Origin of the sequence: Enterobacter cloacae complex sp. S1 (genome assembly GCF_014930525.1) — a bacterium.
Lineage (GTDB): Bacteria > Pseudomonadota > Gammaproteobacteria > Enterobacterales > Enterobacteriaceae > Enterobacter > Enterobacter hormaechei_C.
Genome location: NZ_JADBRE010000026.1, coordinates 47,878 through 60,893, shown reverse-complemented (window position 1 = coordinate 60,893; position 13,016 = coordinate 47,878). Strand labels below are relative to the sequence as shown.

12 protein-coding genes are annotated in these 13,016 nt (G+C 54.2%); 3 read left to right on the top strand and 9 right to left on the bottom strand.

Translation table 11 applies throughout. The annotated features are described in order from the left end of the window. Window positions 1-96 precede the first annotated feature (96 nt). The 3 genes from ghxP to soxR form a co-directional block, all read right to left on the bottom strand. Window positions 97-1,446, bottom strand: coding sequence for a guanine/hypoxanthine transporter GhxP (ghxP, locus tag IM290_RS17250; RefSeq protein WP_006810466.1), 1,350 nt, complete (start codon window positions 1,444-1,446; stop codon window positions 97-99). Between the two features lie 297 nt (window positions 1,447-1,743). Further along, complete coding sequence (locus tag IM290_RS17245) at window positions 1,744-2,415, bottom strand: glutathione S-transferase family protein (protein ID WP_193042105.1); 672 nt, start codon at window positions 2,413-2,415, stop codon at window positions 1,744-1,746. Window positions 2,416-2,771: 356 nt separating this feature from the next. Further along, window positions 2,772-3,230, bottom strand: coding sequence for a redox-sensitive transcriptional activator SoxR (gene soxR, locus IM290_RS17240; RefSeq protein WP_003860275.1), 459 nt, complete (start codon window positions 3,228-3,230; stop codon window positions 2,772-2,774). 98 nt (window positions 3,231-3,328) lie between these two features. On the opposite strand from soxR, the gene soxS reads away from it, so the two are divergent. Next, the gene (gene soxS / locus IM290_RS17235) at window positions 3,329-3,655 is read left to right on the top strand and encodes a superoxide response transcriptional regulator SoxS (RefSeq protein WP_003860277.1); all 327 of its coding nucleotides are present in this window, start codon (window positions 3,329-3,331) and stop codon (window positions 3,653-3,655) included. 6 nt (window positions 3,656-3,661) lie between these two features. Here soxS and IM290_RS17230 read toward each other — a convergent pair whose 3' ends face one another. After that, on the bottom strand, window positions 3,662-5,227 hold the full coding sequence (locus tag IM290_RS17230; protein WP_193042106.1) for an EAL domain-containing protein: 1,566 nt from the start codon (window positions 5,225-5,227) through the stop codon (window positions 3,662-3,664). Window positions 5,228-5,492: 265 nt separating this feature from the next. Next, complete coding sequence (locus IM290_RS17225; RefSeq protein ID WP_193042107.1) at window positions 5,493-6,893, bottom strand: sensor domain-containing diguanylate cyclase; 1,401 nt, start codon at window positions 6,891-6,893, stop codon at window positions 5,493-5,495. A gap of 443 nt (window positions 6,894-7,336) precedes the next feature. On the opposite strand from IM290_RS17225, the gene IM290_RS17220 reads away from it, so the two are divergent. Next, entirely contained in the window at window positions 7,337-7,618 is a 282-nt protein-coding gene (locus tag IM290_RS17220; protein ID WP_003860282.1) for a YjcB family protein, read from the top strand. Between the two features lie 61 nt (window positions 7,619-7,679). On the opposite strand, the gene ssb1 is transcribed toward IM290_RS17220, so the two are convergent. After that, window positions 7,680-8,204: a single-stranded DNA-binding protein SSB1 gene (gene ssb1, locus IM290_RS17215; RefSeq protein WP_008503384.1), complete on the bottom strand. Its 525-nt coding sequence runs from the start codon at window positions 8,202-8,204 to the stop codon at window positions 7,680-7,682. A gap of 251 nt (window positions 8,205-8,455) precedes the next feature. On the opposite strand from ssb1, the gene uvrA reads away from it, so the two are divergent. Further along, on the top strand, window positions 8,456-11,278 hold the full coding sequence (uvrA, locus tag IM290_RS17210) for an excinuclease ABC subunit UvrA (protein ID WP_003860287.1): 2,823 nt from the start codon (window positions 8,456-8,458) through the stop codon (window positions 11,276-11,278). A 3-nt stretch (window positions 11,279-11,281) separates the two neighbouring features. Here the strand turns inward: uvrA and IM290_RS17205 are convergent, their stop codons facing one another. The 3 genes from IM290_RS17205 to aphA all read right to left on the bottom strand — a co-directional run bounded on the left by IM290_RS17205 (window position 11,282) and on the right by aphA (window position 12,880). Continuing rightward, the gene (locus tag IM290_RS17205; protein WP_017382628.1) at window positions 11,282-11,635 is read right to left on the bottom strand and encodes an MmcQ/YjbR family DNA-binding protein; all 354 of its coding nucleotides are present in this window, start codon (window positions 11,633-11,635) and stop codon (window positions 11,282-11,284) included. Between the two features lie 2 nt (window positions 11,636-11,637). After that, window positions 11,638-12,054, bottom strand: coding sequence for a secondary thiamine-phosphate synthase enzyme YjbQ (locus tag IM290_RS17200; protein ID WP_022650227.1), 417 nt, complete (start codon window positions 12,052-12,054; stop codon window positions 11,638-11,640). A gap of 112 nt (window positions 12,055-12,166) precedes the next feature. Beyond that, the gene (gene aphA, locus IM290_RS17195) at window positions 12,167-12,880 is read right to left on the bottom strand and encodes an acid phosphatase AphA (RefSeq protein WP_017382626.1); all 714 of its coding nucleotides are present in this window, start codon (window positions 12,878-12,880) and stop codon (window positions 12,167-12,169) included. Window positions 12,881-13,016 lie beyond the last annotated feature (136 nt).

Sequence of the window (13,016 nt, the reverse complement as noted above, 5' to 3'; positions counted from 1 at the left end):
TTCTATCCTCTCCAGAGTAACGTAAAAGGCAACAGGATGAGTCCTGAAAATAAAAACGGGCGGCCTGAGCCACCCATTTTCGCATAAAAAGTCAATTCAGATGGCCCAGCCGCCCGCGTAAAACGCCACCAGCGCAACGGCGATGACCACGGTACCGATGTTCAGCTTACGCCACTCACCGGAGACCAGACGCCCAATCACCAGCGAGGCGAAACCGATCATAATGCCGGTCACGATGTTACAGGTCAGCACGATGAATACCGCAGTGATCAGGCCGGACATAGCATCAACAAAATCCGCGAAATCGATTTTCGCCACGTTGCTCAGCATCAGCAGGCCGACGTACATCAGCGCAGGTGCGGTCGCGTAAGCCGGTACCAGATAAGAGAGCGGAGAGAGGAACAGGATCAGCAGGAACAGCACGCCAACGGTGATGGCCGTCAGGCCGGTTTTACCGCCTGCCGCCGTACCCGCTGCGGACTCAATGTACACCGCCGCAGGCGCCGCACCCACCAGGCCAGAGAAAACGCTGCTCAGGGAGTCGGTGGTCAGCGCTTTGCCGCCGTCAATAATCTGTCCGTCTTTATCCAGCAGGTTAGCCTGACCGGCCACCGCGCGGATGGTGCCCGTGGCGTCAAACACCGCGGTCATTACCAGCGCCAGCACGCTTGGCAGGATCACCGGGTTCAGCGCGCCCACAATATCCAGGCTGCCAATCAGGGAGTTGCCTTTGTCATCGCTCAGCGACGGCATGGCGAAAATCCCGGAGAAATGAACGGTCGGGTCGAAGATCAGGCCGACGATGGACACGCCGATAATGGTCAGCAGAATGCCGCCCGGCACTTTCAGTTTTTCCAGGCCAATGATCACCGCCAGACCCACCAGCGACATGATCACCGGGAAGCTCGCGAAGTTACCCAGCGCAACCGGCAGGCCGTCCAGCGGGTTCTTGATGACCAGACCCACGCCGTTGGCAGCGATCAGCAGCAGGAACAGGCCAATACCAATGCCGGTGCCGTGCGCCACGCCCTGCGGCAGGTTGCGCAAAATCCAGCTACGAATGCCGGTTGCTGAAATTACGGTGAACAGCACGCCCATCAGGAACACGGCGCCGAGCGCTACCGGGACGCTGATATGCTGGCCCAGCACCAGGCTGAAGGCGGTAAACGCGGTCAGGGAGATGGCGCACCCGATCGCCAGCGGCAGGTTCGCCCACAGGCCCATCACAATCGAACCCACACCCGCAACCAGGCAGGTGGCAACGAAGACCGCCGCTGGCGGGAAGCCCGCTTTGCCGAGCATGCCTGGCACCACGATGACGGAGTACACCATCGCCAGAAACGTGGTCAGACCGGCAACAACTTCCTGGCGCACGGTGCTGCCGCGAGCAGAAATTTTAAACATGGCGTCAAGTGAACCGCCGGTACGCGCAGATGGCGTAGACATAGAAAACATCCCCTGAAAATTTTTATTGAAAGTCCGTAAGCGTGGTGGAGACTCCACTGCCAGCGAAACGTCAAATCCTTGTGCTGCGTTTGCGACGAAAGGGGCGTCACAAAAAAAGCAAACGTTTAGCTCCGCGCTTACAAAACGGGTGGTCAAATGTAGGCAAACGATTATCTAGCCTAATACCCGCCCTTTTCAACTGAACTTTCTCGTTTTTCGCTAAAATTACCTCATGACGATGAACAATTAAGCAGAGGATGCGCAAACGTTATCGTCCATGCGCAATTTCGTTACATTTCATCCCTCGCCGGGGATCGTCAGCGGGCCGCCTTTCGCAAGCGTTGTCTGCCAGCCCGGACGTGCTTCCACTCTCTGTTTCCACGCCGCTATGTGGTCGAGATTGTCGATGCCGCCTCTCGCCAGCAAGGCGAAGAGGGGAAAACTCATCTGGATATCAGCCATGGTCAGCGTGTCGCCGGCAAACCAGCTGTTTTCGGCAAGATGATCGTTAATAAAGCGCGCATGCGTTTCCAGCTGGCGGTTAAGATACGCTTTTTGCACCCCCTGCCCCAGCGCCTTACCCAGCGTGCGCAGGCCAAACGGGACGGGTGGTTTGCCGAGGCTGTTAAACACCAGCTTCATTAACAGTAGCGGCATCAAAGACCCTTCGGCGTAATGCAGCCAGAAGCGATACTGCACTTTATGGGCGGGATCTAACGGTTTGAATCGTGACGTCGAATCGTACGTTTCCTGAAGATATTCCAGAATCGCGCCTGATTCGGCCAGCACCAGTCCGTTATCTTCCAGTACCGGGGATTTCCCCAGCGGATGCACTTTTTTGAGCGAATCCGGTGCAAGCATGGATTTCTCGCGCTGGTAGCGCACAATCTCATACGTCAGACCCAGCTCTTCCAGCGCCCAGAGGACGCGATGTGAACGAGACTGATTAAGGTGGTGGACCGTTAGCATGATGTTCTCCGGTGATTCATACTTTTTAACTATAGAAAACTGAACAACTTCACGAAAAAAATTTGGCTAAAATCTCACCGTCTCCGGTGGCAAAAACGGCGGCCGGGCATAGAATTAAAGTGTCAGTACAAACCGGAACCTCCTCCACAAGCTCGACACGAGGGGTACTGATGTCGGGGGAAACCCTCCCGTGAGCCAGCGGGATAGAGAGAAAGACAAAGACCGGAAAAAACTAAAGCGCCCTTAGTGGCGCTTTAGTTCTTTATGCTTGTTGCCGGGTGGCGGCTGCGCCTTACCCGACCTGCAAAACCGAGAGCGTAGGCCGGGTAAGCGAAGCGCCACCCGGCAAACACCTCTCAATCCTCCTCCAGCAACCGCGCCCCCGTTCCCTGCTCGCCCAGCCTGTCACCCGGGTTACGCAGCGGACAATCGCTGCGTGATAAACACCCGCAACCAATGCAGCCGTCCAGCTCATCGCGCAGGGCCACCAGCGTGTGAATACGACGATCCAGCTCTTCTCGCCACTGGGACGACAGCTGCTTCCACTCCTTCGCGCTCAGCGAGTGCCCTTCCGGCAATACGCCGAACGCGTCACCGATGGTGGCCAGAGGAATGCCGATACGTTGCGCAATTTTGATGATCGCCACGTAGCGGAGCACATCGCGGGTGTAGCGCCGCTGGTTTCCGGCGTTACGGATACTTTTTATTAACCCTTTGCTTTCATAGAAGTGGAGTGCCGACACCGCCACACCGCTTCGCTTAGCCACTTCACCGGGGGTTAACAGCGCTTTGATGCGCGGTAATCTCTTTTCCATAAAACCTCTTTACCTCAAGTTAACTTGAGGAATTATACTCCCCCGCAGAGAAAACGACGAATCAACCAGGACAGATGTCTCCACAGAGGGGTAACCTTATGTCGCATCAGCAAATTATTCAGACACTTATTGAATGGATTGATGAACATATCGACCAGCCGTTGAACATTGATGTGGTCGCTAAGAAGTCGGGCTATTCGAAATGGTATTTACAGAGAATGTTCCGCACCGTAATGCATCAAACGCTGGGTGATTACATTCGCCAGCGCAGGCTCCTGCTGGCGGCGCAGGCGTTACGCTCCACGCAGCGGCCCATTTTTGATATCGCAATGGATCTGGGCTATGTGTCGCAGCAGACCTTTTCCCGCGTCTTCCGCCGCGAGTTTGACCGTACGCCGAGCGACTACCGCCATCAGCTTAATTAATGCGTGTTAACGCAAGGGTTGCTGCTGCCAGGCCATAAATGCCTGGGGCGGCATCGCTTTCGCGAAGTGCCATCCCTGACAATACTGCACGCCACGCTTCAGCAACCAGCTCACCTGCTCCCCCGTCTCGACCCCTTCCGCAATGGTTTTCAGCCGCAGGCTTTGCGCCATCTCAATGATGTGCTCGGCAATCAGGTGGCTGGTGCTGTTGGTGGTTAAGGTATCGATAAAGGATTTGTCGATTTTCAGGATATCGACGTTCAGCGAATAGAGGTTATGCAGGTTAGAGTAGCCGGTTCCGAAATCATCAATCGCCACTTCATACCCCGCCTGGCGAAACGCCTGAATGACCGGCGTGGTTTTCGGCACGTCAATAAACCCCCGCTCCGTCACCTCAATTTTGATTTGCTGCGCGCGAACCGAGTAAAAGCGGGCTTTGTCGGAGATCAGGGCGATAAGACGCGAAGAGTGAAAATCCGACGCCGACAGGTTAATCGAGACATACAGATCGGGATGAGCGGCAAGAAAATGGCCCAGATCGCTGAACACCTCCTCCACAACGTAATCCGTAATGCGCTCAATCATCCCCTCTTTTTCTGCCAGGGGAATAAATTCCGCCGGGCTCATAACCTGACCGTTGAATCCAGGCCAGCGCAACAACGCCTCTGCCCCCACGCACTGGTTATTTTTAATATCAATAATGGGCTGATAATGGACGCACAGCTGGCGTTTATTCAGCGCCCGGTGCAGAAGTCGGCCAGGCGAATTGAATTCACGGTGTGTACGCGACCACACCAGCAGAATAATAATGCTGCAAATTATCCCCAGCGGTAGCGTCAGGGTAGCCTGATGATAAAGCGTTTTATAAAAACGGGCGCTGGAGGTTGAAACGATGGCCGCAATCGGCCGCTGCCCGGATTTCACGATCGTATAAAAACGGTCACCTTTCTGAAAAGTCGTTTCCTGATGTCGAAGCATCGAATGCAATAAAGAAATATTGGCTTTCTGGCTTACAGAAAAGAATGCATTGCTGACGGTGTCATACACCCCCCACGACAGGGAACGATCGTCTGACATCACCTCACTGTACGAAAGCGGGTTGACCACTGCGACATAATTTCCGCGCTGCATATATATCATTTTATAACCATTAAAAAATGGCGTATCGCGAAAATAATAGATAGCAACGTCGGGTTTACGTGTGTAATTGGCAGCGGGAATGGTGTAAGGATGATCCGGCGTAAAAAGGGTCGAGCAGAGAAACGACTGGCCTTCAGCATAAATTAAATCGGCAACAAAAAGACGACCGCGGGAAACGTTCAACATATATTGACGATGCTCCGGCGTACACACTTTTCCCTGATATTTTTCCGCGTCTTCCCGGGCCAGATCAACCTGTTGAATAACCCGTTCAGTTTTGTTTAAAGCAAGTTCAGCAAACGTGCGCAGCTGGGCGCTGATTTCCGACACGGCTCTAAGCTGGGCAAACCATAGCGCAAGCATCACCGGCAGCATAACTACCATGATAATCCCGACCACTTTGAGCATGTTGCGCAGCGCGCTACGATTCATTTCCCGCTCTGTATCCCTGCATGTTGTACGCCTGTAGCAATGAAGACCGGCTGCTTTGATAAACAGGTGATTACGTTGCATGAATCATGGGAAGTTAGCAACTGACTTTTGGTATTAAAAATCCTAAAATTCGTGATGCCGATAATATTTTCCCGTAAGCCAAACTAAAAGTATTCATTTCGTTTCTGATAAGGAAAATAATTACCCGCGACAGGTGTGGAAAATTCGCTGGCTGAAATAGCCTGCTCTTTGTTCTTATGCTGATTTATAAATAATCAGACGCCAGGACCGTTTTTCCTCTTCCCGTACGCTTGGCGTCATATAATGCCTTATCGGCACGCATCAGTATGGCAGAAGTATCCCGTTGCCCCTGACAGACTTCAACCACCCCGGCGCTGAAAGAGAGTACCAGCGTTTTATCGCCCACACGCAGCGGTTTTGAGATCAGCGCGGCACGCAGCCGGGAAGAGAGCAACGTAGCGGCCATACCATCCGTGTGCGCCAGCAGAAGAACAAACTCTTCGCCACCCACCCGTCCCAGCGCCGACCCGGCCGGGCTCACCTCGCGAATACGGTCGCAAAAGTGGATCAATGCCGCATCGCCAACCTGATGTCCCCACCGATCGTTGATCTGCTTGAAATAATCGAGATCGAACATCAGGAGACAGAAGTGGCTACTTACATCCTGCGGCGAACTGGCTGCCAGCGCCATTTTGAGCCGCTGTAAGATTGTCGAGCGATTCAGACAGCCCGTCAGATCGTCAGTGGTGGCTTTGACGGTCAGCTGCTGTTCTGCTTTTTTACGTTCGGTGATATCCAGGCCAATGTTGAGAATGGAGTTATCCGGCAAAAGGATGTTTGACCAGAGAATGGTTAACTGCGTCCCGTCTTTACGCACCGGGTGCCATTCGTACATATCCTTAAGCGGTGCGAAACGAACCGACTCCTGCACGCGCTGTCGCTCCTCAGGATCCGGGTAAAACAGGGCCAGCGGATCGGGATGCTCGCCGATTTCAGTCATACTCCAGCCAAAGACTTTTTCGCATTCGGCATTCCACAATACACACCGGTTATGCCTGTCAAAGGCGTTCATTAATACCGGAGCACGTTCAAATAAGGTTTTATATTGCGTGACGACGCGCTGCATTTCCTGCGCCGTTTTTTCCCGCACGATGATGTCATCAAAATAATCTTTTAGCTTCTCAACCAATACCACCACGATATTTTTCAGTATCGGCAACGAGGTCAGTTTTTCATTAAAAGCCAAAAAGAAATAACCACTGCACTGTCTGCCATGCGCTGAGAATTTACACAGCACGCCGCTTTGCAGCCGCGCATAGCCTGGGTGCTGAGGGGAAAATACCGCCCGGCCAATATGCTCTTTCCAGTAGATCACCCGCCAGGCGCGGTGATGCCGCTGCAACAGGGTGCTGGCAAGAAAATCAGCCACGTTGAAGGCGTGACACGTCACGTCGCCGGCACAAACCACCCGCGGCCCGTCTGCGGATTCGACACTGATCCATGAGAGATTTGCCCCCAGTGCGCTGTTGATAATTTCCAGCATTTCAACCGGCGAACACTGCGCGTTGAGTTGCGGCATCAGCTTCGCCAGGGCATGCAGCGCCTGCATGCTGTCGTTAATAATCTCGCGTCTTTTTTCTTTCATTATCTTTTCGCAGGTCATTAATCGAGAGAGCAACCGCAATAATTCATATCTGAATAAAAGAATAAGACCACGAAATCAAAGAGCATGCTGAGTGTAAAACAAAGAATACAAAATCTAAAAAAGTCAATTAATTCAATGCGATGAATTATTTTTGCGGGTACATTTATTGTTCCACACAAGCATAATCCATAGATATACTGCTGTAAACGCTATACAGCCGATGGTGTTTTGCAAAGGTTTTGCTATCTGAATGAATTAAAAATAAAAATTCCGACCAGACGCGGATATGAGCGACGACGATATATTTTCCCTGGTAATAAACCCACTTTTACCCCACACGGATACTGGCGAATAAAACAGCAAATGTGATATAGTTCACACATCTTATGTAACGAGAAACATTGTTTCATTCCAGTTCGTCTGTTTTGTCGAGGATGGGTTTTATGGCAACCATTACCACCAGCATGGTGCTCCTGCGCTGGCCGTTGTTGAGCGCGGTTTTGATGTTCCTGGCCAGCACGTTAAACATTCAGTTTCGAAAGTCCGACTACGCAGGTCTTGCTGTGATTAGCACCCTGTTAGGGTTGGGCGCCGCATGCTGGTTCGCGACAGGTTTGCTTGGCATTACGCTGGTGGATATAGCCGCCGTCTGGGAAAACATTAAAGTGGTGATGGTTGAAGCCATGAGCCACACTCCGCCAGACTGGCCGATGGTGATTACCTGATAGCCTGTTATAAAAAAACCCAGACATTGTCTGGGTTTTTTGTTTTTCACGCGTCTGGATATCAGAACGGGATATCGTCGTCGAAATCCATTGGCGGTTCGTTAGACGGTGCCGGAGCAGACTGCTGCTGCGGACGAGACTGCGCGCCGCCGCTGAACTGATTGCCGCCCTGCGGCTGCTGAGGCTGGCCCCAACCGCCCTGCTGCTGGCCGCCACCTGCTGGTGCGCCGCCGCCCTGACGGCCACCCAGCATCTGCATGGTGCCGCCCACGTTCACCACCACTTCCGTGGTGTACTTCTCAGCGCCGGATTGGTCGGTCCATTTGCGGGTACGCAGCTGGCCTTCGATATAGACCTGAGAACCTTTACGCAGATACTCACCGGCCACTTCGGCCAGTTTGCCAAACAGCACAACGCGGTGCCATTCGGTCTGCTCTTTCATTTCTCCGGTCGCTTTATCACGCCAGGATTCGGAAGTAGCCAGCGTAATGTTGGCAACTGCGCCACCACTCGGCATGTAGCGTACTTCCGGGTCCTGGCCCAGATTACCGACGAGAATCACCTTGTTTACGCCTCTGCTGGCCATGTTCGTGTCTCCTGAATACGTTTCTTAATAGTGTAAACGCGCGAGTGTACCATTTCCATGCTGCACTTTGATAGTTGCGTAGCACGTTCCAGAGTTCTCCCGCGAACTCGACATTGTTACACAGTGAATCAGAAAATGCATTCCAATACTGTATATTCAAACAGGTCATTTTGTGTCATAATTAGCCGTTTCTGACAGCCGTTTGTCCTTCAAACAAATCAGGCAATCCGTGTTCCAACCGGGAAAGGTGAATGGATAAGATCGAAGTTCGGGGCGCCCGCACCCATAATCTCAAGAATATCAACCTCATAATCCCTCGCGACAAACTCATCGTCGTGACCGGGCTTTCGGGGTCTGGCAAATCCTCACTGGCTTTCGACACTTTGTATGCCGAAGGACAGCGTCGTTACGTTGAATCGCTCTCGGCGTACGCGCGTCAGTTCCTGTCGCTGATGGAAAAACCGGATGTCGACCACATTGAAGGGTTGTCCCCTGCCATCTCCATTGAGCAGAAATCCACATCGCATAACCCGCGCTCCACGGTCGGTACCATTACCGAAATCCATGACTACCTGCGTCTGCTGTATGCGCGCGTGGGCGAGCCGCGCTGCCCGGATCATGATGTCCCGCTGGCGGCCCAGACCGTGAGCCAGATGGTGGATAACGTGCTGTCGCAGCCGGAAGGCAAACGCCTGATGCTGCTGGCGCCGATCATTAAAGAGCGTAAGGGCGAGCACACCAAAACGCTGGAGAACCTGGCAAGCCAGGGCTATATCCGCGCCCGTATCGACGGTGAAGTGTGTGACCTGTCGGATCCGCCAAAGCTGGAGCTGCAAAAGAAACACACCATCGAAGTGGTGATTGACCGCTTTAAGGTACGTGAAGATCTGGCGACGCGTCTGGCGGAATCCTTTGAAACGGCGCTGGAACTGTCGGGCGGCACGGCGGTGGTGTCAGACATGGACGATGCAAAAGCGGAAGAGCTGCTCTTCTCCGCCAACTTCGCCTGTCCGATTTGCGGCTACAGCATGCGCGAGCTGGAGCCGCGCCTGTTCTCGTTCAACAACCCGGCGGGCGCGTGCCCGACCTGTGACGGCCTGGGCGTTCAGCAGTATTTCGACCCGGACCGTGTGATCCAAAACCCGGAACTGTCGCTGGCGGGTGGCGCTATTCGCGGCTGGGATAAGCGTAATTTTTACTACTTCCAGATGCTGAAATCGCTGGCTGAGCACTATAAGTTCGACGTTGAAGCCCCGTGGGCCAGCCTGAGCGCGAACGTACATAAAGTGATCCTGTTCGGTTCCGGCAAAGAGAATATTGAGTTCAAGTACATGAACGATCGCGGTGACACTTCCGTGCGTCGCCACCCGTTCGAAGGGGTGTTGCACAACATGGAGCGCCGCTACAAAGAGACCGAATCCAGCGCGGTGCGTGAGGAGCTGGCGAAGTTCATCAGCAACCGCTCCTGCGCCACCTGCGAGGGTACACGTCTGCGTCGCGAAGCGCGTCACGTGTTTGTCGAAAACACGGCACTGCCGACCATCTCAGACATGAGCATCGGCCACGCGATGGACTTCTTCAACAACCTGAAGCTCTCCGGTCAGCGCGCGAAAATCGCTGAAAAAGTGCTGAAAGAGATCGGCGATCGCCTCAAGTTCCTCGTGAACGTCGGTCTGAACTACCTGACGCTTTCCCGCTCGGCTGAAACGCTGTCCGGCGGTGAAGCCCAGCGTATCCGTCTGGCGAGCCAGATTGGCGCGGGCTTAGTCGGCGTGATGTACGTGCTGGATGAGCCGTCTATCGGCCTGCACCAGCGCGACAACGAACGCCTGCTCGGCACGCTGGTTCACCTGCGTAACCTCGGCAACACGGTAATCGTGGTCGAGCACGACGAAGATGCGATCCGCGCCGCGGACCACGTGATCGACATCGGCCCGGGCGCAGGCGTACACGGCGGCCAGGTGGTCGCGGAAGGGACGCTGAAAGACATCATGGCGGTGCCTGAATCGCTGACCGGCCAGTACATGAGCGGCAAGCGCAAAATTGAAGTGCCGAAACAGCGCGTGGCGGCGAACCCGGAAAAAGTGCTGAAGCTGACCGGCGCGCGCGGCAACAACCTGAAGGACGTGACCCTGACACTGCCTGTCGGGCTGTTTACCTGCATCACCGGCGTGTCCGGTTCCGGTAAATCGACGCTGATCAACGATACGCTGTTCCCGATTGCGCAGACGGCGCTGAACGGCGCGACGCTGGCCGAGCCTGCGCCGTACCGCGACATTCAGGGGCTGGAGCATTTCGACAAGGTTATCGACATCGATCAGAGCCCGATTGGCCGTACGCCGCGTTCCAACCCGGCGACCTATACCGGCGTCTTTACGCCCGTACGTGAACTCTTTGCCGGCGTGCCGGAAGCGCGTTCACGCGGCTATACGCCAGGCCGTTTCAGCTTTAACGTGCGCGGCGGCCGCTGTGAAGCGTGCCAGGGCGACGGCGTAATCAAGGTTGAGATGCACTTCCTGCCGGATATCTACGTGCCGTGCGACCAGTGTAAAGGTAAGCGTTATAACCGCGAAACGCTGGAGATTAAGTACAAAGGCAAGACCATCCACGAAGTGCTGGATATGACCATCGAAGAGGCGCGCGAGTTCTTTGACGCCGTCCCTGCGCTGGCGCGTAAGCTGCAAACCCTCATGGATGTGGGTCTGACCTATATTCGTCTGGGGCAGTCAGCGACAACGCTGTCCGGCGGTGAAGCGCAGCGCGTGAAGCTGGCGCGTGAGCTGTCCAAACGCGGTACCGGTCAGACGCTGTATATTCTGGATGAGCCGACCACCGGCCTGCACTTTGCGGATATCCAGCAGCTGCTGGACGTGCTGCACCAGCTGCGCGATCAGGGCAACACCATCGTGGTGATTGAGCACAACCTGGACGTGATTAAAACCGCTGACTGGATTGTCGATCTCGGCCCGGAAGGCGGCAGCGGCGGTGGTGAAATCCTCGTCTCCGGTACGCCAGAGACCGTTGCAGAGTGCGAAGCCTCGCACACCGCGCGCTTCCTCAAACCGTTGCTGTAATCGTCACACGGAGAGCTGCTGTCGGATCGTTTCCGGCAGCAGTTCAACCGCCTGTAGATACGACGCATCCACCAGGTAGTAAATTTGCGAATCTGGCAGCGAGCCGTCGAGAAACACCGTACTCCAGTGCGCTTTATTCAGATGCTTACTTGGCCTGACATCATCGTGCTGCTGGCGCAGTAAGTCGGCCAGTTCCGGACTGGTTTTCAGTGATGCCGCAGGCCGCGCATCCACCTCTTTCACCATCGCGAACAGCACATCCCCCACTTTGATCTGCGTGGCTTTCCAGTCGCTGTGAACGCTTTGTTCCGCACCCGGCTTGCTCATGCAGTACTGAAGTATCTCCGAAATTGTCATCTTTATTCCCCTTGTAGCGTTGCGATAATTTTACGCGAACCACCGTGAATGCGATGTTCTCCCAGCCAGATCCCCTGCCACGTTCCCAGCAGTAGCCGTCCGTTGTGGACCGGCAGCATCAGCGAGACGCCCAGCAAAGAGGATTTGATGTGCGAAGGCATATCGTCCGCCCCCTCGTAATCATGCTCATACGGGGCGTTATCCGGGACGGTTTTCAGAAAATGCCGCTCCATGTCAGACCGGACGGTGGGATCGCAATTTTCATTGAGCGTGAGAGAAGCAGATGTGTGCTGAAGCAGCAGATGCAGCAAACCCGTTTTGACGCGCGACAGGTCGCGGATTTGCCCGATGACTTCGTCCGTCACAAGGTGAAATCCGCGTGGTTTTGCGCTTAAGGTCAGGGTCTGTTGATACCACATGTGCTGCTCCATTATGAAAGGTGAATCTTTCTAAGTGTGCAGCAAGAAAGCGAAAGGTAAAACCCGCGCAGCGAGATTTGATTAAAAAAGCATTCACCCCGCCGTTAATGCGTCAGTATTCAGAGTTAACGATCACCTCTTCACCAAATTTTCCGGCCATCGGCAGCGGTCGGTAGGTGGAGTTCGAGGCGCGTAACACCCTGATGCCTCTGGCTCCCACGTCTTGCGCCGCGGTGATGTCGTTATCTGAATCCCCGTAGAACACTTTGATATTTTTCTTTTCCAGCCACTGGGTTTTGGTGTTTTGCCCTTCCTGGTCCCCGGCAAAAATGACCGGGTTCATGCTGGCCGCCGGGATCAGGAAATCATCCTGTAGCGTTTTCGAGACGGTTTCGGTTTTGGTCTGGCTACGTCCGGTCACGAAGTAAATGCTGTCGCCGCGCTTTACGTGCATGGCGATCAGCGCGCGGGCAACCTCTTTCGGGATACTGAACTCATCCCAGCCGTTGTTCATCTTTTCCCAGAATTCCGGGTTTTTCAGATAGGCTTCGCTGTCCGGGGAGTACGTTTTTTTGCCGCGCCAGAAACCGGGGCTGGAGAAGAGAACGGTATCGTCAATATCGAAGCCCACGGCTATCGGCGGGCGACCCGTCAGGCTATTTTCGATTTGTGCCACTGAAACCCAGTGAATGGGGGCCTGTTCGGCAAGAATGGCGGCGGTAGTGCCGGTGTAAAGCGGCGTGGGTGCAGAAGCCCGTGCAACAACGGCGCTATTAAGCGAGAACAATAAGCAGGCGGCGCTGAGCGCCAGTGTGATCTTGCGCATATTTTCCCCTGAATATTCAGTTTGTTATCTTTTTATTTTGAGCGGATGGTCAAAAAACTATCCGACCATAACCCCAGCGGTAGGGGAAGGAAAGGAGTTTTTACTTATGGAGCTGAATAAAAAGAAGACGATCACA

Coding starts and splice junctions, on each gene's coding strand:
- ghxP (WP_006810466.1), bottom strand. CDS start 1,446: ATGTCTACGCCATCTGCGCGTACCGGCGGTTCACTTGACGCCATGTTT.
- IM290_RS17245 (WP_193042105.1), bottom strand. CDS start 2,415: ATGCTAACGGTCCACCACCTTAATCAGTCTCGTTCACATCGCGTCCTC.
- soxR (WP_003860275.1), bottom strand. CDS start 3,230: ATGGAAAAGAGATTACCGCGCATCAAAGCGCTGTTAACCCCCGGTGAA.
- soxS (WP_003860277.1), top strand. CDS start 3,329: ATGTCGCATCAGCAAATTATTCAGACACTTATTGAATGGATTGATGAA.
- IM290_RS17230 (WP_193042106.1), bottom strand. CDS start 5,227: ATGAATCGTAGCGCGCTGCGCAACATGCTCAAAGTGGTCGGGATTATC.
- IM290_RS17225 (WP_193042107.1), bottom strand. CDS start 6,893: ATGAAAGAAAAAAGACGCGAGATTATTAACGACAGCATGCAGGCGCTG.
- IM290_RS17220 (WP_003860282.1), top strand. CDS start 7,337: ATGGCAACCATTACCACCAGCATGGTGCTCCTGCGCTGGCCGTTGTTG.
- ssb1 (WP_008503384.1), bottom strand. CDS start 8,204: ATGGCCAGCAGAGGCGTAAACAAGGTGATTCTCGTCGGTAATCTGGGC.
- uvrA (WP_003860287.1), top strand. CDS start 8,456: ATGGATAAGATCGAAGTTCGGGGCGCCCGCACCCATAATCTCAAGAAT.
- IM290_RS17205 (WP_017382628.1), bottom strand. CDS start 11,635: ATGACAATTTCGGAGATACTTCAGTACTGCATGAGCAAGCCGGGTGCG.
- IM290_RS17200 (WP_022650227.1), bottom strand. CDS start 12,054: ATGTGGTATCAACAGACCCTGACCTTAAGCGCAAAACCACGCGGATTT.
- aphA (WP_017382626.1), bottom strand. CDS start 12,880: ATGCGCAAGATCACACTGGCGCTCAGCGCCGCCTGCTTATTGTTCTCG.